This window comes from Olsenella sp. KH3B4, from assembly GCA_900111695.1.
Taxonomy (GTDB): domain Bacteria; phylum Actinomycetota; class Coriobacteriia; order Coriobacteriales; family Atopobiaceae; genus Tractidigestivibacter.
Window position 1 is genome coordinate 182,146 of record FOHD01000001.1, and the last position, 19,347, is coordinate 201,492.

Annotated in this window: 15 protein-coding genes; 6 read left to right on the forward strand and 9 right to left on the reverse strand. The window is 61.0% G+C overall.

The annotated features are described in order from the left end of the window. Positions 1-4: 4 nt before the first annotated feature. The 6 genes from BMX94_RS00855 to BMX94_RS00875 all read right to left on the reverse strand — a co-directional run bounded on the left by BMX94_RS00855 (position 5) and on the right by BMX94_RS00875 (position 6,912). Positions 5-808: a hypothetical protein gene (locus BMX94_RS00855; protein WP_143052233.1), complete on the reverse strand. Its 804-nt coding sequence runs from the start codon at positions 806-808 to the stop codon at positions 5-7. Then, positions 798-1,193: a hypothetical protein gene (locus BMX94_RS10475; RefSeq protein WP_143052234.1), complete on the reverse strand. Its 396-nt coding sequence runs from the start codon at positions 1,191-1,193 to the stop codon at positions 798-800. The genes BMX94_RS00855 and BMX94_RS10475 overlap by 11 nt, the downstream gene beginning before the upstream one ends. Before the next feature lie 341 nt (positions 1,194-1,534). Further along, positions 1,535-2,383 (reverse strand): hypothetical protein, encoded by an 849-nt coding sequence (locus tag BMX94_RS00865; protein ID WP_091002479.1) that lies wholly within the window; start codon positions 2,381-2,383, stop codon positions 1,535-1,537. A 615-nt stretch (positions 2,384-2,998) separates the two neighbouring features. After that, positions 2,999-3,481, reverse strand: a complete 483-nt coding sequence (locus BMX94_RS10480) for a hypothetical protein (RefSeq protein ID WP_143052235.1) — start codon at positions 3,479-3,481, stop codon at positions 2,999-3,001. Between the two features lie 69 nt (positions 3,482-3,550). Beyond that, positions 3,551-5,557: a LuxR C-terminal-related transcriptional regulator gene (locus BMX94_RS00870; RefSeq protein ID WP_091002481.1), complete on the reverse strand. Its 2,007-nt coding sequence runs from the start codon at positions 5,555-5,557 to the stop codon at positions 3,551-3,553. 104 nt (positions 5,558-5,661) lie between these two features. After that, positions 5,662-6,912 (reverse strand): arginine deiminase, encoded by a 1,251-nt coding sequence (locus tag BMX94_RS00875; RefSeq protein WP_091002483.1) that lies wholly within the window; start codon positions 6,910-6,912, stop codon positions 5,662-5,664. Between the two features lie 147 nt (positions 6,913-7,059). Here BMX94_RS00875 and ppk1 point away from each other — a divergent pair, with 147 nt between their 5' ends. The 5 genes from ppk1 (at position 7,060) to BMX94_RS00900 (ending at position 13,410) form a co-directional block, all read left to right on the forward strand. After that, a complete protein-coding gene (gene ppk1, locus BMX94_RS00880; RefSeq protein ID WP_091002484.1) occupies positions 7,060-9,816 on the forward strand; it encodes a polyphosphate kinase 1 in 2,757 nt (918 codons plus the stop codon). Between the two features lie 15 nt (positions 9,817-9,831). After that, entirely contained in the window at positions 9,832-11,163 is a 1,332-nt protein-coding gene (gene rlmD, locus BMX94_RS00885; RefSeq protein WP_091002486.1) for a 23S rRNA (uracil(1939)-C(5))-methyltransferase RlmD, read from the forward strand. 305 nt (positions 11,164-11,468) lie between these two features. Continuing rightward, complete coding sequence (locus BMX94_RS00890) at positions 11,469-11,654, forward strand: ferredoxin (RefSeq protein ID WP_032111849.1); 186 nt, start codon at positions 11,469-11,471, stop codon at positions 11,652-11,654. Between the two features lie 139 nt (positions 11,655-11,793). Continuing rightward, a complete protein-coding gene (locus tag BMX94_RS00895) occupies positions 11,794-12,417 on the forward strand; it encodes a Maf family protein (RefSeq protein WP_091002487.1) in 624 nt (207 codons plus the stop codon). An 18-nt stretch (positions 12,418-12,435) separates the two neighbouring features. Beyond that, a complete protein-coding gene (locus BMX94_RS00900; RefSeq protein ID WP_091002490.1) occupies positions 12,436-13,410 on the forward strand; it encodes a P1 family peptidase in 975 nt (324 codons plus the stop codon). A 278-nt stretch (positions 13,411-13,688) separates the two neighbouring features. Here BMX94_RS00900 and BMX94_RS00905 read toward each other — a convergent pair whose 3' ends face one another. Beyond that, positions 13,689-14,723, reverse strand: coding sequence for a glycosyltransferase family 2 protein (locus BMX94_RS00905; RefSeq protein ID WP_091002492.1), 1,035 nt, complete (start codon positions 14,721-14,723; stop codon positions 13,689-13,691). A 95-nt stretch (positions 14,724-14,818) separates the two neighbouring features. Beyond that, positions 14,819-16,021: a UDP-galactopyranose mutase gene (glf, locus tag BMX94_RS00910; RefSeq protein WP_059054556.1), complete on the reverse strand. Its 1,203-nt coding sequence runs from the start codon at positions 16,019-16,021 to the stop codon at positions 14,819-14,821. A 146-nt stretch (positions 16,022-16,167) separates the two neighbouring features. On the opposite strand from glf, the gene pta reads away from it, so the two are divergent. Then, the gene (pta, locus tag BMX94_RS00915) at positions 16,168-17,244 is read left to right on the forward strand and encodes a phosphate acetyltransferase (RefSeq protein WP_286159970.1); all 1,077 of its coding nucleotides are present in this window, start codon (positions 16,168-16,170) and stop codon (positions 17,242-17,244) included. A gap of 259 nt (positions 17,245-17,503) precedes the next feature. Here the strand turns inward: pta and pckA are convergent, their stop codons facing one another. Then, the gene (gene pckA / locus BMX94_RS00920) at positions 17,504-19,105 is read right to left on the reverse strand and encodes a phosphoenolpyruvate carboxykinase (ATP) (protein ID WP_091002496.1); all 1,602 of its coding nucleotides are present in this window, start codon (positions 19,103-19,105) and stop codon (positions 17,504-17,506) included. Positions 19,106-19,347: the final 242 nt, after the last annotated feature.

Here is a 19,347-nt window from a genome sequence, read left to right on the forward strand (position 1 = left end):
CCTATCAGAGAACATCCCAAGTGCGCACGAGGCGAATGATCAGCCACGCGATGAGCACAACACCCATAGACAAGCAAACCAAAGACGCGCCAACGCTGAAGCCCGCGACGCCATTCCCAAAGCCCATCGTCCAACCGGAGCAATCGTGCCAGGCAAGAACCCCCTGTGTTGAAAGAAGCCAAGGTGCAACAGCCCTCGACATCTCATACGGCATGTTTCCGACACCAACCAGAGCCGCCGCGTGCACCGCAAACACAATCGAAAACGCAACGATTGAATCAGTCTTTATCGCAAGGCAATTTGTTACAAGGACGAGGAGTAATGAAAGGGCAAAACCCAGCAGAGCATCGGCAAACGAAACTCCAAGCAACTCAGACAGCTCAACATTGCAACCGAGCGCAACCAACCCAATAGCGCTGGCAAGCCGTCCAAGGAAAGCGAATGAGGCTGAGAATATCACGAGCTGAGCTAGTCTGCCCAACGTCCAAGCATCGCGAGACACCAGACGGGGAATCACGAACGACGCGTCTTGTTCAAGGCCCGCAGTGAAATGGTCGGAGAAAAGAAAGCAGAAGGACGCCATTGGGGAGAGCAGCGCAACAAATGCAAAGATGGAAGGCCTACTCCCATACTGATTGGGAACAAGAAGGCCACCGCCCAGAAAGGCGTAGAGGGCTTGATTTGGATCTATGATTCCCGCGCTAAGGGCCGCAATCAGACTTACCAGCACGCAAATACCCATCCGCGCAAAGTGTCTTGTCCTCGGCAGCAGACAGAAAACGTGATGGTCACAGGTCTTAGAACTCACGCGACTCACCCTCTTCGGGCAAATAGTCTCTCCTCCGCACAAGGTAGGCGGCAAGCAGGCCGAGAATGACGCATGCAGATGCGAGCCGGAGCGCCCCTATCCCCTCGGCAACAAGGCCATCTTCCGGTGTAGCGACCACGAGAAGCCAGCCGGTCCAGAGAGCGGTGTTGTTGAGAGCCGATGTCATGCACAGAAGGTAGTCAAGCGCTCCATAGCCAAAAGCCGCAAGAGCCGCATACGCACCAGATCTTGTTATCAGGCGAACGACAAGAACGACAAGCCCTACTACCAGAAAATAGAAAGTTTGCAGCGTTGTTGAGAGGAGTCCGTACTTCAGATAGTCCCCTGCCGCAAACGCTACTGAGGATGAAAGCCGTACGCTCATAAGACAGCACGTCGTGAGAAGAGCAGAAAACACCACCGTACGAGCCGTCAACCGGGCCAGAGCATGGGACAGGGCAGTGATACGATTCGTGCGGGTCACCCATATGGCCGCATCCAACGGTCCCAAAGCCCCAGTCGCACAGAACGTGAACGTGGGGACGTATACAAACGCAGCGAGAGCATAGTTAGCAAACTGGGCGTAAGAGCGAGACAGCGAGATAGCGCCCTCAGTCGAGACACTGTCCACCCGTAACAGGTTCGCCAAAGTACAGAGCCCCACAAGGACACCGAGCCCTGCAGATAATCTATTGTCCGAGAGACTAAAGCGACCCCCCGTGACGCTCATAGCAGCACGTCCCTATGACCACCGAGGGAAAGCCCCAGCGCAACAAGAAGAAGCAGGAGCACCGCGAGAGGTGCGGCGAAAAACACGACTTGGTTCCGTGGGACCACGAGGGAGACAATCAGACACTGTGCCACGTTCAAGTCCGGCGGCAGCAGGTACGAAGAGACAATCAATAAAAGAGCGGGCACCCCCACAACAAATAGTCGGCTCGTGTGAAGGTAAAGCGAGAGCACGAAGGACGCAAGAGCAAGAAGGGCTCCCCACAGGGCGTCGTAGAAAATAAACGCCAGGTTAAGGAGGTATCGGGCGTTCAGGAATGAATCGAGAAATAGGGTGCGACTGTACCAGCCAGTCGCGTCGGCCTCGGCAGCCGAGGTGTTCAGGAGAAGGTGATAGGCATCTTGTCCGGCCGTTGCGGGGAAGGCAAAAAATGCAAGCAGCTGAGACGCCAGCAATGGAATAGCAACCACGAGAAAGCCACCTGCAAACGCGGCAAATGCTCCCGATGAGAGATAGGAGCGAAGCGTAGAGCGCGTGGCGACGCAACCCGCATACCTGCGCCTCCCATCAAGGAAGAAGCTGTCGCCATAGACCGCCGCAGCAAGAAACGGCATCAGGAAGTAGAGGTAGAAACAAAAGAGAGGCGTCTGCATGGACTCGTAATTACCCACCCATCCCACGTCCGCAGCGGGGACCTCGCCCATGTCGTGACCCCAGAACACCAGACATGTTTGGATGAAGCAAGCAGACATCGCCACGAGTCCAACCACAACTGCATAGCGCCATGCCTTTCCGGCAGCCATGCGCCTAAAGTGGAACTTGAGAACACCCCAATCCGTGCTCATATCGCCCTCCGTCTGCCACGCATTTTAAAGGGCAGGATGCTCGTCGTGATCCCGCCCCATGGCACTAGACGTTAATAACTAGCGGAAGCTTACGTATCCCCTAGTACGATCACACGAATTTGGGCCCCAGCCCACCTGATGTCCCATAAGCGTCACAGAACCCCTGAAGGAACTGTAATAAGAAGGGTATTTAGTCTCACCCGCATTGACCGTAACAGAGTCCGCACATTGCCCTTGACCCGGCAGCTCAATCCAGAAATTCCCACCGTAATCAGAATATGAGTAAACTTGAACGGTCGCAGAGGAGCCACCGTTATGGTATCCGTTACGAACTGTTACTGGTGCCTGCCATGCAGGCAGGCAGACGTTGAATGACCCACCGTCAGCTAGCGCAGGCGCCGCAGCACCCAAGACGGCAACAAGTGCCAAACTGGCAGCGACAATTACTTTCTTTATTTCTGTTGCCATAACAACCCGCATCCTTTCGCAAAGAGGATTACGTTGCAGGCAGCAAATCCTAATAGTGCATTCTTTCCTAGGGACCTGTTGCCCAAGCTGCGCCTCAAACGCCTGTCCCTACCCAAGCTACGCCATAGTTGCACTTCAATCACCTCCCTACCAGCTGTATATGGCGACATCTGTACTAGTCACTCGCTTGCCATCGAGAGTCTTCTTGCACAGGAATCGATACGTACCGGAGCCCACATTCTCCCAAGTTGCCTTGGTAAAGCCATTGCGCTTGAATGATGCAGATCCGACAAGAGAAGCCCTGCCATTTGAAATGCGAAACAAGCTCACAGTGAATGAACCGTCGATTGGGCAGCTAGCCGTCATCTCAATTCCGACATTTCTGCCATCGAAGTATCGATCCTGGAAGGATTGCGTACTCAACAAGTTGAGCGAATCACCGTACCAAGAGCGCGAAATAGGCACTACAGGGTTCGTACGAGAATACGAAACGTTTGCGGCAACTCCGGTACTGTCAACCACATTAGCCAATGCAACATGGGGAACAGAAATCAAACCCAACGAAAAGAGAATCACTCCGAACAATATTGTTACTACATGATTTGGTGTTTTGGAAAAGATCGCTTCCACAGCAAAACACTCCCTTTCAACGATTCTTCCTTTGAATGGGAGTGTGCGCTAATCACGCATCCCTGTCTGTCATTCGTGAGGATGCATTTGCTCCAGGCTTGTCACTTTCGCCTCATGTATCAAAAGTTTCCTCAGGTCACGCATTGAGTGGACTCCAAGGTCATCATAGGTCCGCTGTCGGTATGACTTCACCGTTGCCAAAGTAGTGCAACGACGCCGGCAAACTTCGGACACTCCGTAACCGCACACAAGGTCTAGAACGATATTCAATCTCATACCATCGATGCCGCGCCCCTGAAGATAGTGAACGGCTCGGTCTAGCTCGTTGTCGGTTGGCTCGGCGATGGGAACCGCAGCAACTCGCGCTTGGTAAACGAGCACTACGACAAAAAGGGCAATGAGCGAGGGAAAGAGTATGAAAATCCAATCTGTTACCACACCCACATAATAGAGCTCAAGATGATATGCAATCGCAATTCCAGCGGAACCCAAGAGCGCAAGCGATGGTACATAAAATAGAGACCTAAAGCCAGCAAGGACGACGCGCCAGCGAGGAAGCGCCTGATCTCCTCTGCATGCATGTGCTTTTCCCACGGCAAGAGACGCAACGATAATAAGGACCAGCGCCCAAACTTTGTAGAGCCACATTCCGCTCCATCCGCAATAGGCGCCGAAAGACAACACAAGTACAAGAACAACTGACATGGCCGTATCAGCGATACGCATCAAGACACTTTGTTCGGAACAAGGATGCGACGACCGTCCACAAGACTTCAGTGTCCAAAGAAATGCAACCAGTGAAAGAGCTAGGGCAGCCCCCCACGTTATGTAAGTTGTACCCCTGTGATACCACTGCCCGCCAATTTGCACATTGTTCGACGCATCAACAAGCAGCGCCATCGAAAGGCAGGCAAAGGCGACGGCAGTCGAAACCGAGGGCTCGGGTTTGACCTCAGAGTCCCTCCTCCCTGAACAAACTTCTGATTTGGGTGCCGCGGGGAACTCCTTTGTCAAATCAAGGCCGATTGTCATCTTTCTCAGTTCGCTTGCCCCGCTAACACAAAGCTTCTCGTAGCCGCGATGCCGATAGGTCGCAACGCTGGCCGGAGATATCCCCAGATCGGATCCGATCGTCTTTGCAGTGGCCCCTAGGGCGGTTCGAGCAAGAACCGAAGCCTCACGCTCAGTAAGAGTGTTTCTCGAAGCTTCAGCAAGACGCCGCTCCATGCGGCTCACACTTTGCTCCAGGGATGCAGGCGCAGTCGGCCCCCCTCTCACCGAGCAATCGTCCCCTGAAGAACCACAGGTGTTCACATCAGATCTACGCTCAGTCCAACGGACATGCAGGAGCAGCACCACCGAAAGCAGCACTATGCAGAAGCAGAAGGATCCGAAGAATGATGCATCTTCAACTCCTGCGTCCAAGACGTCCATGCGATACTCGCTCACGAAGCTACGAAACGCGAGATACGCCATGTGGCCGGAGAGCAAGGCCGGAACACTCCATGCGGCGCCACTCCTGCAAAAACACGCCCCTCCCGCTAGCGCAAGGACAAGGACCACGAGGCAGAGAGCGAGTGAGGGCAGAAACGAATTGGTCCCCCAAAGGCACACGAAAAGCATGCATGCCGTTGGCCACGAGCTTCCGAGCAAAAAAGACGCAACGACGCCCTCTCGTGATGGAGCGCCCTTGCAAATCCCATCCCCCAAGGCCGAGACGCCCCAACAAGAGACTGCCAGCGCCCCACAGGCAAACTCAACAATCGACATAATTTCATTGAGCGTGACCTGCTCCTCCGTGATGAGACCGTCGAAACCACGTACAAACGCATAAGACTCGGCAATGACAAGCCCCGCGGTAGCAACCCATCCCAAGCGCACCAGAATGACGTGGAGATGGACCAAGGCGTGCTTTTGCTCCTCGCCGAAGCACGGCTCCAGCAAGCCAGCAATCACTACCAGAATGACCGCAAGAGAAAAGGCGCCCATGTCAATTTGCCCAGGAACCATAGGCCCAAAGTTCCACACCCCATACGGCATTGCCGCAAGAATTGCAGTCCAGATACACCAGCCCATACTTCTCCTCGCAGGCGCCCAAATCCGGTGCAAGGATAATCGACTGAATACAATAAATAACAATCAAATCGGCAATGGGTATGACAGCCCCTCTCGCCGCCCGCCTACTTCACGGCATCCCTCCAGAACGCCATGCTCATGCAGTGAGGGCCGCCACGACCGCGGGAGAGCTCTGCCGAGGGAATCTCCAGGAGGTTTACGCCGGCGTGGTAGAGGATGTCGTTGGTGACGGCGTTGCGCTGGTAGACCATCACCGTGCCGGGACGCACCGCAAGGGTGTTTGAGCCGTCGTTCCACTGCTCGCGGGCGGCGGCAATGGGGTCGTCTCCGCCGCACTTGATAAGACGAACGGCAGGAAGCCCCAGCGCGCTGGCGAGCACCTGGTCCAGCGTCCCCTCCATCTGGGAGATGCGGGTCTCGCCCTCATGCGCCCCACGCGTGATGGAGAAGACCTTGAGCGTTCCCAGAATACCGGGGTGAACCGTGAAGGTATCGACGTCAACCTGCGTGAAGACGGTGTCGAGGTGCATGAAGGAGCGCTTGTGCGGAATCGAGAAGGCATAGACGGCACGCACCTGGGAGTCCTCGCTCCACAGCAGGTGCTTGGCAAGCCGGTCGATTGCCGCCGGCTGCGTGCGCTCGGAGATGCCCACGCCAATCACGCTGGCACTCAGCACCAGGATGTCACCGCCCTCGATGTGGTAGGGGCTCGCCGGGTCATACCAGATGGGCGCATGCTCGTACTCGGGGTGATACATGAAGAGGTAGCGGCCAAAGAGCGACTCGCGGCGCCTTGTCGCCGAGCGCATGCGGTTGAGGCTCACACCCGTGCCAATGACCGAGAAGGTATCGCGCGTGAAGTACACGTTGGGAATGGGGTCCACGAGGATGGGGTTCTCGTCTCCCCCACCCGCCTCCATCACATCGGCAAGCGAAGCGTCCTTCACCGAGGTGAGGTCGACCTCGTCGGCGCGAACGCCCGTGATGGCCTTCTCCACAAGCTCGAGCGGGTCGTCGATTGCCTCGAGGCGCTGACGCACGGCCTCGCGCACGCCAGGCCCGTCGATACCGCATTCGGAAACGTAGTCGCGTATGAACTCGCCACGCGCTGCGGGCTTTGCCGAGAGGGCATCGGCAACCAGTTGGTCCAGGTAGAGCACCTCCACGCCCTCGTCGCGGAGCATCTGGGCAAAGCGGTCGTGCTCTGCCTGCGCGGTCTCGAGGAACGGGATGTCGTCAAAGAGCAGTCGCCCGATGTTGTCGGGCGAGAGGTTGAGAAGCTCGTCTCCTGGCCTATGGAGCATGACCTTGCGCAGCTCGCCGATCTCCGAGCCAATGTTGAGCCCCGTTGTCATCGCACCCTCCGTAATGCCTTGGTAAGCACCTGCCGACCATCTTGACGATACCCCATGAGAGCCCGTTTTGTGGTTTTGAGCCCTGCTAGAATCAGGACCAGAACAATCAATCCATTCGCGCGGAAACGCGTACGGGGAGGAATGGCCATGTCGGAGCAGCAGAAGGCACCGTCAGAGAATGCGGAGTCTCGGAAGGCAAAGGCGCGCGGCAACGCCCTCGAGAAGGCAGCCGCGGCATTTGCCGATGACGCCACCGAGAAGGACGAGACGGGCGCCCGCCGCAAGCGCGACTTCTCCTACACGCAGAACCGCGAGCTCAGCTGGCTACGCTTCGACTGCCGTGTGCTCGACGAGGCGTTTGACGAGACGGTCCCCCTCTTCGAGCGCCTCAAGTTCTGCGCCATCTTTGGCTCCAACCTCGACGAGTGGTTCATGATTCGCATCGGCGGCCTCTCCGACCTCGCCTCGCTCAAGAACCAGCCGCGCGACAACAAGTCAAACAGGACGCCCGCCGAGCAGCTTGACGACGTCTTTGCCGCCCTGCCGGCAGACGTCGCTCGCCAGCAGGAGGCGCTTTCCCTGGTGGAAGGCGAGCTTGCCTCCCACGGCCTTCAGCGCGTGACGCCCGACGCGTACACGCCGGAGGACCGCGCGGCCCTCTCGAAGTACTTCGACTCGCGGCTTGCGCCCATCATCTCCCCCATGGTCGTTGACCCCCGCCACCCCTTCCCCAACCTGAGGAACGGCCGCCTGTTTGTGGCCTGCACGCTCAACGGTCCTGACGAGACTGGGGTCCTGGGCATCATCGAGGTGCCCGCCTCAGAGTCGCGTGTGGTGGAGCTGCCCTCCGGCGCCAGGACCTTCCGCTACACCCTCATCGAGGACGTCATGCGTACCTTCCTCGACCGTAGCTTTGGCGACTACGTTCCCAAGAAGTCGGCGGTGCTGCGCGTCACGCGCAACGCCGACATCGACCCCGACGGCGAGGGCGTCGAGGAGGAGGAAGACTACCGCCAGCACATGAAGAAGATCCTCAAGCTGCGCCAGCGCCTGCAGCCGGTGCGGCTCGAGGTATCCGGCGAGCTTGGTCGCAAGTGGGAGGCGCTCGTCTCCCAGGAGCTTGGCCTTGAGGAGCGCCGCGTCTTCCACGTGAACATGCCGCTTGACCTGGGCTACGTCTATGGCCTCGAGGCAAAGATCCCCGATTGGGCACACGCCGGGGTTGTCTTCCCGCCGTTCGAGCCCCAGCCCTCCCCCATGGTGAGCCCCAAGCTCCCCATGCGTGGCCAGGTGGAGGACCACGACGTCCTTCTCACCTACCCGTACGAGAGCATGTCTCCGCTCCTGCGTCTCGTGCGTGAGGCCTCGTCAGACGACCAGTGCATCTCCATCAAGATCACGCTCTACCGCGTCGCCAAGAGCAGCCACCTCTGCGAGAGCCTCATCGCCGCGGCGGAGGCAGGCAAGGACGTCACCGTCCTCATGGAGCTCCGCGCCCGCTTTGACGAGGAGAACAACATCGCCTGGGCCGAGCGACTTGAGGACGCCGGCTGCACCGTGATCTATGGCTCCGAGGGCTTCAAGTGCCACTCGAAGATCTGCCAGATCACCTACCACGACAACACTGGCATCAGCCGCATCACCTGTCTTGGCACGGGCAACTTCAACGAGAAGACCGCCAAGCTCTACTCGGACTTCATGCTCATGACGGCCAACCCCACCATCGGCGCCGACGGCAACACCTTCTTCCGCAACCTCTCGCTGGGCAACCTCCGCGGCTCCTACCAGCTGTTGGGCGTGGCGCCGGCGAGCCTCAAGCCGCTCGTGATGCGCGGCCTCGACCGCGAGATCGAGCGCGCCCGCGCCAACCAGCCCGCGCAGGTATTCCTCAAGATGAACTCCCTCACCGACCGCGACGTGATTGACAAGATCGCCGAGGCCTGCGAGGCCGGCGTGCGCGTCCTCATGATCGTGCGCGGCATCTGCTGCATCCGCGCCAATGTCCCCGGCAAGACCGACGGCCTTGTGGTGCGCCAGATTGTGGGCCGCTTCCTCGAGCACGCCCGTGTCTACGCCTTTGGCGCCGAGTCCGACACGATCTACCTCTCCAGCGCCGACATGATGACGAGAAACACCGAGCGCCGCGTGGAGATTGCCTACCCTGTGCTCGACCCCACCTGCCGCGCGCTGGTCACGACCTTCGTGAACATCCAGCTGGCAGACAACGTGAAGGCGCGCCAGCTCACCGCCGAGGGAACCTGGGAGAAGGTCCCGCGCGAGAAGGGCGAGCCGCCCATCAACAGCCAGGAGGTCCTGCTCGCCCTCGCCCGCGTGCGCGCGCACGCCAAGCACTCAGAGGTCACCGAGCTCACGCCCTTCTCACGCATCGAGAAGATTCCGCACGGACTTGCGCAGGCGCTCTCCTCGCTGCCCGCAACGGGCGGCTACGACCACCCGCATGTTGCCGAGAAGCTCGTCGCCTCGATCGACCCCACGTCAGAGACCACGGCGCGCATCACCGAGCGAGAGGAAAAGCGCAAGGAAGCCAAGAAGCAGGAGGAGAAGCACGCCGCACAGGTTGCCGAGCGCGTGCTCACCGCTGCCGAAGACGCAGAAGTGGAAGAGGAGGTCCGCACAGACGAGGAGCCGGCGAAGGCAGAGGCCTCCGCACCGCAGGAGGGCACCCAGCCTGAGACCGCACCGGTTGCCGAGGAGAAGCCGGAGGCGGCCGCGGCAGCCGAGACAGAACCCGCAGCGCCAGCCCCCGCATCGGTCCCCGCCCCCACCCCCGTCACGCCGGCGCCGACACCCGCCCGGAAGAAGCGAAGCCGCATCGCCACAGCTTTCTCACTCATTGGCCGCGGTTTTGGCGTACTCTTTGGCGGACCGATGGACGAGGGCTAACGCAAGGACACATGCATGACGACAACGAGGCTCAAGATCGAGCGTATGGGCTACGGCCCAGAGGCGATTGCGCACGACGGTGACGGCAAGACCGTTTTCGTGACGGGTGGCGTGCCAGGTGACACGGTGGAGGCAGAGACCGATGCCGACGAGGCGCGCTTCTCCCGTGCGCATGTGACCAAGGTGCTCGAGGCCTCGCCAGACCGCGTGACACCACCGTGTCCCTTTGTGGACGTCTGCGGCGGCTGCCCCTGGGCACACCTCTCCTACGAGGCGCAACTTGCTGCCAAGCGCTCCGGCGTCGTTAACGCTCTCGTGCGCCTGGGGGGCTTCCCGACCGAGACTGCCGAGGCCCTCGTGGCACCCATCGTCGCCCCCGGCGACCCCTGGGGCTACCGCAACAAGGTCGAGCTTGCCGTGGAGACCCAGCGCGGGCGCGCCGTGGTGGGGATGCATGCGGCAGGATCTGCCAGCGTGGTGAAGGTCCCTGCCTGCCCGCTTCTGGACACCAAGTTCAAGGGCGTCGTGAAGGCCGTGCAGGGGGCAATGAACTTCCTGGCGGGCTCTCGTGACCTGGGACTCGAGCGCGTGGGCATTCGCGCTTCTCGGCGCACGAAGGAGCTCGAGGTGGCCCTCTGGGGTGCGCCCGGTCCCTTCCCGCGCCCGCAGGTGGCCAAGGTGCTGGGCGATGCCACGAAGGTGACATCCGTCGTGCGCGTCATGCAGAAGGGGCCAGCCAAGGCACGCCGCATTGCCGGCATCGAGCGGCTCTCGGGCAAGGGCTCCTGGGGCGAGCTTGTGGGCAGCGAGTCCATGCGTGTCTCGGCGCCCTCATTCTTCCAGGTGAACACCAGAGGCGCCGACAAGCTAGTCTCGCTGGTGATGGAGGGGCTCTCCCCCACCGAGGACGAGGAGGCCATGGACCTCTATTGCGGCGCGGGCACCTTCACCCTGCCGCTTGCGCGCAAGTCCGGCTTCGTCTCGGCAGTCGAGTCCTATGGACCTGCCGTGAGGGACCTGCGTCACAACCTTGATGCGGCGAACCTCACCAACGTTGACCCCATAGGTGGAGACGCCGGCATCGAGTTTCCCGACGTTGATGCGGACGTTATCGTGGTTGACCCGCCCCGCGCGGGGCTTGCGGCAGACGTGGTCGCGCAGCTCTCTGACCAGCCGGCGCGCGCCATTGCCTATGTGTCCTGCGATCCCGCAACGCTTGCACGCGACCTTGCGCGCTTCCGCGACGAGGGCGTGTTCGAGCCCGTAAGCGTGACGCCGGTCGACCTCTTCCCGCAGACCTTCCACGTTGAGAACGTGACCATCCTGCATAGAGTAGACGCGCGATAGCTCCGTGCGGACTTTTGGGCACAGACGTATGCCAGGCAAACAATTTGCCACAACGCACAGCCCCAGGAAGACCGAATATTACTGCGCCACTCCGTTTGCGTACAACCTGGCAACACCACGTTTACCCGCAAATCCCCCTCTTTTGCTAGGAATAAACCGCAGCTCAGCGGCCAAATTCCGTGTCTCGCAGCTCTTTTTAGACCGTAGGCAGAATAACGTTGCGCACCGCTGCGGAAACGTGTAAAAAGATTAAGACCTTGGGTAAGGGGCCCAGGGACGAGAAGTTCAAGTGAGAGGAACGCAACATGAAGGCTTCTGTCAACGAGGATTGCATCGGCTGCGGTCTCTGCGAGGGCACCTGCCCCGACGTCTTCAGCATCGGCGACGACGGCGTGGCGCACGCCATCGAGGGCGACGTGCCCGAGGACGCCGAGGACGGCGCCCAGGAGGCGGCGGACAACTGCCCCGTCTCCGCCATCACCGTCGAGTAGCCCACACGGCTCACACGGCTTTGGCACAGGCGAGGGGGTCGCAGAAGCGGCCCCCTCGCTTTTCGTATGCAAGTCGTCTGCAGCCGCTTGGCCAGAACGACTATGCTACGACTTGATACACCCACGTGATTGGAACCATATGTACCTGGCATCGCAATCCCCCAGAAGGCGCCAGCTCCTCGAGGCGGCAGGCTTCTCCCTCACCATTGTTCCCGCAGACATTGACGAGACCCGACTTGAAGGCGAGACGCCTTCGCACCTGGTCGAGCGCCTTGCGTGCCAGAAGGCCGAAGCAACGCGCCTGGCGCTGGCAGGTAAGGCGACCGATGACGTACTTCTCGCCGCCGACACCATTGTGTGGACCGAGGATGGCGACGTGCTGGGAAAGCCCGCAGATGAGCAAGCCGCCTGCGCCACGCTGCGCGAGCTCTCGGGCCGTACACATCACGTCTCCACTGGCGTCTGCCTCATGCAGCTGGACCGCGCCGCAAACGCAGTCGCCACCAGATCCTTCATCGAGACCACACGCGTCTCGTTCTTCGACCTCACAGACGAGGAGATCCGTGCCTACGTGGCCTCCGGCGAGCCCATGGACAAGGCAGGCGCCTACGGCATCCAGGGCAAGGGAAGGCTGCTCGTGAGCGGCATTGAGGGCGACTGGGCAAACGTCGTGGGACTGCCGGTTGCCCGCGTCGTGCGGGAGCTCGAGGGTCTTCTTGGCAGACAGGACCTTGTAGCCCGCTGTCTGGACGCACAGGACTAGCAAGCGAAGGGACAAGGCATGGCGAACATCGAGAGCATCACTCAGATTCCGGGAATCTTTGCCGCCCACGCGACCAACGCCGAGGCAGGTACCGGCTGCACGGTCATCGTATGCCCCAAGGGCGCTACGGGTGGCGTGGACGTGCGCGGCGGCGCCCCCGCAACGCGCGAGACAGACCTTCTCCGCCCCGAGGAGACCGTCCAGACGCTCAATGCTGTAGTGCTTTCGGGCGGATCTGCCTACGGACTCGCGGCCTCCTGCGGGGTCGCGGAAGAGCTCGAGCGCCATGGCATAGGCCTCGATGTGGGCGTTGGCGTCGTGCCCATCGTCTCGGGCGCCTGCGTGTTTGACCTGGCCTGCGGAGACCCCCACGTGCGTCCCAGCGCAGAGGACGGCGCCCAGGCAACGCGCCTGGCGCTCGCCGGCAGCGGAGAGCCTCTCACCCGCGGCAACGTGGGAGCCGGCACGGGCTGCACCGTGGGCAAGCTCGGTGGCCCCGCGCGCACCATGAAGAGCGGCCTCGGCGAGGACGTGGAGACCGCAGGCGCCCTTATCTGCGGTGCGGTGGCCGCCGTCAACGCATGCGGAGACGTCGTCGACCCAACAACCGGAGCACCCATCGCAGGCCTCCGCACGCCGGACGGTGCGGGACGCGCGAGCACCGAGGAAGAGGTTCTCTCGCTGGCGGCTCAGATGCCCCTCGAGCGCCGCACCAACACCACTATCTCGTGCGTGGTCACCAACGCGCGTCTCGCCAAGCCGCAGGCCACAAAGGTGGCCCAGATGGCGGCTGACGCCTATGCCCACGCTATTAGGCCAACGCACACCACCAACGACGGCGACACCATCTTTGTGATGGCAACGGGAGAGGTCGAGGCACAAGTGGATGTCGTGGGGGTTCTCGCCACGCGCGCCCTCGAGCGAGCAATTGCAGACGGTGCGAGAAGCGCCACTGCCGCCTACGGCTTCCCCGCCGCCCGCGACCTGGCATAGACTGCGCGGGAACACCTACGCCGCCGCTCTCGCCCCACGCTCTCCTCGCGGAGAATATCGCTCTTTTGCAAGGGCGACCCGCAAATCCGCAGGTCGCCTTTATCTCGTCTCAGAAATAGCGATAAACTCCGCCGAGGAGTGCTCCTAGAACCAGGGGCAAGACGCGCCGAGGGAAGACGCATGCACAGTGCCCTGTTTGCTTCAGGAGTTCTTCGCGAAGCGTAACTCCAGAAGCAAACGGGGCACTGTGCTTCAGGGGCGTCTCCCCTCGCGCGTCCCTAGTTGAATTTCACGTGCTTTTGGGCCACGCGGTAGCCCCAGAGCGTGATGTCTTTGCCCACAAGGCCTGGAAGGTTGGTCGCAATGCCCACCACGCCGTGGCGAGCACGCCGGTACATCTTAGGATCGTAGGCCTTAAGGTCAACCCAGAGCTTCTGCAGCTGCTCCTCGGCATCGGGCCTATCAGACTTCTTCGAGAAGACCGAGCAGATGGCCATGATGATGGTGAAGTAGCTCATCATGTACTCGCGGAGCTTGCGCGGCTGGACGTCGTCGTAGAGGTGGTAGGCCTCCCACATCACGCGGGCAACGCGCCAGTAGTGGTCAACGCGGCTCGTGAGCACGGCATCGTTTACGGACTGGTCCTCTCGCCCAATGAAGTACCGGTAGAGGTCCACGTCAAGGTAGTAGAGGCTGTGGCACTTGGGGAACGGCACGTAGGCGTAGATGTTGTCCACGTAGAACGTGTGGGCCGGCATCTGGAGGTTGGCGGCGCGCAGGGTCTTGGTACGATACGTGAGCGCGTGCATGAGAAGATACTGCGTCTTCTTGAAGTGACCAATCTCCCCCCAGGTAAAGACGCGTCCCACCGGCAGCACGTGGCGATAGTCGACCACGTTCTGCGTGCCATCCTCCACGTGCTCGTAGACGTAGTTGGTGATCACGAGGTCAACGTTGTCGCCAAGCTCATCAAAGCGGCGGAGCGTGGTGAGAAGGCGCTGGAGTGCCTCTGCGTCGAACCAGTCATCGGAGTCGATGTTCTTGAAGTACGCGCCCTGGGCCACGCCCATAGCCGCCATCACGGCCTTGCCGTGACCGCCGTTCTCCTGGTGAACCGCACGGATGATGTTGGGATAGCGCTCGGCCCACTCGTCTGCCTTCTGGGGGGTGTCATCCTTGGTGGAGCCATCGTCCACAATCACAATCTCGACGTCCTCGGCATAGCCGGATCCCTCGAGAATGGAAGTGATGCACTTGTCCATGTAGGCCGCCGCGTTGTAGCACGGGATGCCAAAGGTGATGGTCTTCTCCATGTGGGTTTGTCCTTGGTCGAGGGAGCGTGGCTGTGGTTGGCGCGTACGCGCGAGACAGAAACGGGGCGGAGCGCTGTGCCCCGCCCCGAAGCGTGCTACTTGTGCACCTGGATGAGCTCGTCGGACAGGTTGAGCGCCGAGGCAACCACACCATCCATGTCGTAGTAGCGGTACTCCGCAAGGCGGCCGACGCAGTGGAAGTTGAGAATGCCGGCAACACGCTCGCGGTAGCGGCGATAGAGCTCGAGGTTGTCGTCCTCAAGGATGGCGTAGTACGGCGTCTGGCCACTCTCGGGCACGTAGGCCTTGGAGTACTCCCGCATGATGGTCGTGCGACCGGGTGCCACCTGGCCGGTCATGTTCTTGAACTCGGTGATGCGCGTGAAGTCCTCGGAGGTGGTGTAGTTGACGGTGCCCACGGGCTGGAACTGGTCGATGGGGAGCGTCTCGAACTGCATGTCGAGCGTGCGATACGGCAGCGCACCCAGATCAAGCCCAAAGAGCTCGTCAAGGGGACCGGAGTAGACAATCTCTCCGCCGTAGGGACGCCCGCAGATGAGGACGTTCGAGGTGCTCACCTTAAGGATGTCACGCACGTCTACGCCGAGAAACACGGAGATCAGGTCGTGGTTGAGCATGTTCTCGAAGAGCTTGGTGTAACCCTCGGCGGGCATGCCCTGGTACTTTGCCGTGGGGAAGTAGCGATCGTCGTCGCCAACAAAGACGGGCACGCGTCCGGTGATCGACGGGTCAATCTGGTCGGGGGTCTTGCCCCACTGCTTCATGGTGTAGTGGAGAAAGACGTTCTCATAGACGTAGTCAGCGACCTCGGAGAGCTCGGGGTCGTTCTTCTCGCGGAGCTCCATGATGGGGACCTTCTTGTTCTCACCGAAGGTCGCCACGAGCTTCTGGTAGAGCGCCTCTCCCCTCTCGTCGCCAAAGGCGAGCTTGAGCGAAGTGTGGTTGAAGGGGACCGGCATGAGCGTGCCGTGGATGTTGGCCAGAACCTTGTGCTGGTAGCCAGTCCACTCCGTGAAGCGCGAGAGGTACTGGTTCACGCGGTCGTTCATGGTGTGGTAGATGTGTGGACCGTACTTGTGCACCAGGATGCCCGCATCATCCACGTAGTCGTAGGCATTGCCGCCAATGTGGTCGCGTCGCTCGATGACGGCAACCTTCATGCCGCACGCCTCGGCAAGGCGGCGTGCGCAGACCGCACCTGCGTAGCCCGCGCCCACGATGATGGCGTCGTATGCATCAGGGTTGAAGCCCGCAGGCAGTCCGTTTGCGATTCCCATGAAAGTCCTTCCCAAGCGCCCCGTGAGGCACCTATTCCACCAACCGCACAAGGCGGTACATCAGACGGGGCACACAATACGCATGCATCCAGTCTCAATCTGGCTGTTGATTCTAACACTCGCTCCTATAATGGGTGCGGCCCCATGTGACCGGAGGGCGTTGGCCGCACAATCTACAGGCCAGTACCCGCGAGTGGCCAGCTCGGGGATGCAAGCGGAAGACGTCAAGACAAGAGGGAGAATCGATGAGCGAGTTTCTCGACCGTATGAAGAGCGCCGCGAAGAAAGACAAGAAGAAGATCGTCCTTCCCGAGGGGGAGGATCCGCGCACCATCGCGGCCGCGCGACAGATTGTTGACGAGGGCATCGCTGAGCTCGTGATCCTAGGCGACCCCGCTAAGGTCAACGTCCCCGGCGTCACCGTGATTGACCCTCGCACCGCCGAGAAGCACGACGAGTACGCCGCCGCCTTCGCCGAGCTGCGCAAGAAGAAGGGCGTCACGCTGCCCGAGGCCATGGAGCAGATGAACGACGCCACCTACTTTGGCACCATGATGGTCAAGATGGGCGACGCCGACGGCCTGGTCTCTGGCGCCTGCCACTCCACTGCCAACACGCTGCGTCCCGCGCTCCAGATTCTGAAGACCGCCCCCGGCACCAAGCTCGTCTCGGCATTCTTCATCATGTGCACCGACAAGGCGGAGTACGGCGAGAACGGCACCCTGCTCTTTGCTGACTGCGGCCTCAACATCAACCCCACGGCCGACGAGCTCTCCGAGATCGCCATCGCCTCCGCGAACTCCTGGAAGAAGTACATGAGCTCCGAGCCCAAGGTTGCCATGCTCTCCTTCTCCACCATGGGCTCCGCCAAGGGCGACGTTCCCACCAAGGTCCAGGAGGCAACCACTCTCGCGCACGAGAAGGCCCCCGAGCTCGCCGTCGACGGCGACCTGCAGCTTGACGCTGCCCTGGTGCCGAGCGTGGCCGAGCTCAAGGCTCCCGGCTCCACCGTTGCCGGTCACGCCAACGTGCTCGTGTTCCCCGACCTCGAGGCCGGAAACATTGGCTACAAGCTTGTCCAGCGCTTCGCCGGCGCCGAGGCCTACGGCCCGGTGCTCCAGGGCATCGCGAAGCCTGTCAACGACCTTTCGCGTGGCTGCTCCGCCGAGGACATCGTGGGCGTTGTTGCCATCACCGCCGTCCAGGCGCAGATGGCCGAGTAGGTCTGGCGAGTAGAGCCTGCGTAAACGTGCCCCCCGGCGTCAATTAGGCTCCGGAGGGCTTCTTTTGTACGTAGTTGCTGCGGAAATGCGCCCCGTGGCGCCAGAACGGCGCCGCAGCGAGGGTTTCGCGCGGGGTTGCTGCCAAAACACAGGCCCTGTGGCGTCAATTTGGCGCCACAGGGCCTCTCACATACGCATTAGCTGCGATAACGTACGCTCCGGCGTCATACGTCCCGCAGCGGCACCTCAGACGTAAACCCTACTTCCCCAGAGGGTGCGGGCCAGCGGCACGAACCTCGGGCGTCATCGACTGCAGGCGCTTCTCGGCATTCTCGACGAACATCTGCGCGAGCTTCTCGGCAGTGGCATCGTAGGCATCCTTGTCAGCCCAGGTGCTGCGCGGGTTGAGCAGCTCGTCGGGCACGCCGGGGCAGCTCGTGGGCACATCGAGGTTGAAGCGCTCGTCGTGCACAAACTCGGAGTCGTCGATGATGCCAGACTGAGCGGCCTCAACCATCTTGCGCGTGTACTTGAGCTTGATGCGGCTGCCGGTGCCATAGGAGCCACCGGACCAACCGGTGTTGATGAGGTAGACGCGCGTACCGTTGTGCTCGATCTTCTCGCCGAGCATCTTTGCGTAGACCATGGGGTCAAGCGGCATGAACGGCTCGCCAAAGAGCGAGGAGAACGTGGGCGTGGGCTCCTTGATGCCGCGCTCGGTGCCGGCGACCTTGGAGGTGAAGCCGGTCATGAAGTGGTACATGGCGGCATTCTCGTCCAGCTTGGAGATGGGGGGCAGCACGCCGAAGGCATCGGCGGTGAGGAAGATCACCACGTCGGGGGTGCGCTTGGCACGGCCCTTGACCACGGCGTTGTCGATGAACTCGACCGGGTAGGCAACGCGGCCGTTCTCGGTGAGGGAATCATCATCGTAGTCGGCGATGCGGCTGTTGGGGTCGAGCACCACGTTCTCGCAGAGGGCGCCAAAGCGGATGGCATGCCAGATCTGGGGCTCGGTCTCCTCGGAGATGCGGATGGTCTTGGCGTAGCAGCCACCCTCGATGTTGAAGACGGAATCCTTCGCCCAGCCGTGCTCGTCGTCGCCAATGAGCAGGCGCCCCTCGGCGGCAGAGAGCGTGGTCTTGCCGGTGCCGGAGAGGCCAAAGAAGACCGTGGTGCCGTGCGACTGCGGGTTCATGTTGCAGGAGCAGTGCATGGTGAGCACGTTCTCCTCAACGGGGAGCAGGTAGTTCATAACCGAGAAGATAGACTTCTTGATCTCGCCGGAGTACTGGGTGCCGGCGATGAGAACCACGCGCTCCTTGAAGTTGATGATGACCGCGGCCTCGGAGTGAGTGTGGTGCACGGCCGGGTCAAGCTTGAGGCCGGGGCACGCCATGACCACGAAGTCGGCGCGGCCGTAGTTGGCAAGCTCCTCCTCGGTGGGACGCACGAGCATCTGGTGCGCGAAGAGCGCCTGGCTGGCAAGCTCGGTGAGAACCAGGATTTTGCGGGAGTAGCGCCTGTCGGCGCCTGCGATGCCGTGGACCATGAAGATGCGGCGCTCGGAGAGGTACGAGATGACCTCGTCGTGGACGCGTTGGTAGTCCTCCTCGGAGAAGGGCACGTTCACGTTGCCCCACGCGATCTTGTCGTGGACGTCGGGCGTATCAACGATGAAACGATCCTTGGGCGAGCGTCCTGTGTACTTGCCGGTGGTTACCGCAAGGGCGCCGGTGCTGGTAAGGATGCCCTCCCCACGCGAAACGGCCTTCTCGATAAGGCGCGCTGGCGAAGGGTCTACCGCCGTCCTGTCATCGGTGTGGTGAATCCCGTACTGCTCAAGTTCCTCAACTACCATGCAGACCTCCTAGGTGCAGCTTACGTGCGCCGAACAAAGACAAGCATGCGAGCGGTGGCGCAGCGGAGAAACGCATGGCGCCACGTGTAGACATCGACCCCATCTAAACGGTCACAGATGCCCGAAGAGCTATTCTACTCGCACCTTGGCGCAAGCCCCATCTGTTAACAATCGTGGCACCTTAGAAAAACCTCGATTAACTCAAGGCTTCTCTGGCGGATGCGTCGAAATGATCACATCAA

Bases quoted from the DNA above. Each gene is read 5' to 3' on its own strand.
- glf (WP_059054556.1), bottom strand. From the start codon at position 16,021: ATGGGAATCGCAAACGGACTGCCTGCGGGCTTCAACCCTGATGCATAC.
- BMX94_RS10475 (WP_143052234.1), bottom strand. From the start codon at position 1,193: ATGAGCGTACGGCTTTCATCCTCAGTAGCGTTTGCGGCAGGGGACTAT.
- pckA (WP_091002496.1), bottom strand. From the start codon at position 19,105: ATGGTAGTTGAGGAACTTGAGCAGTACGGGATTCACCACACCGATGAC.
- BMX94_RS00905 (WP_091002492.1), bottom strand. From the start codon at position 14,723: ATGGAGAAGACCATCACCTTTGGCATCCCGTGCTACAACGCGGCGGCC.
- BMX94_RS00890 (WP_032111849.1), top strand. From the start codon at position 11,469: ATGAAGGCTTCTGTCAACGAGGATTGCATCGGCTGCGGTCTCTGCGAG.
- BMX94_RS00900 (WP_091002490.1), top strand. From the start codon at position 12,436: ATGGCGAACATCGAGAGCATCACTCAGATTCCGGGAATCTTTGCCGCC.
- BMX94_RS00895 (WP_091002487.1), top strand. From the start codon at position 11,794: ATGTACCTGGCATCGCAATCCCCCAGAAGGCGCCAGCTCCTCGAGGCG.
- BMX94_RS00870 (WP_091002481.1), bottom strand. From the start codon at position 5,557: ATGGGCTGGTGTATCTGGACTGCAATTCTTGCGGCAATGCCGTATGGG.
- rlmD (WP_091002486.1), top strand. From the start codon at position 9,832: ATGACGACAACGAGGCTCAAGATCGAGCGTATGGGCTACGGCCCAGAG.
- BMX94_RS00865 (WP_091002479.1), bottom strand. From the start codon at position 2,383: ATGAGCACGGATTGGGGTGTTCTCAAGTTCCACTTTAGGCGCATGGCT.
- ppk1 (WP_091002484.1), top strand. From the start codon at position 7,060: ATGTCGGAGCAGCAGAAGGCACCGTCAGAGAATGCGGAGTCTCGGAAG.
- BMX94_RS00875 (WP_091002483.1), bottom strand. From the start codon at position 6,912: ATGACAACGGGGCTCAACATTGGCTCGGAGATCGGCGAGCTGCGCAAG.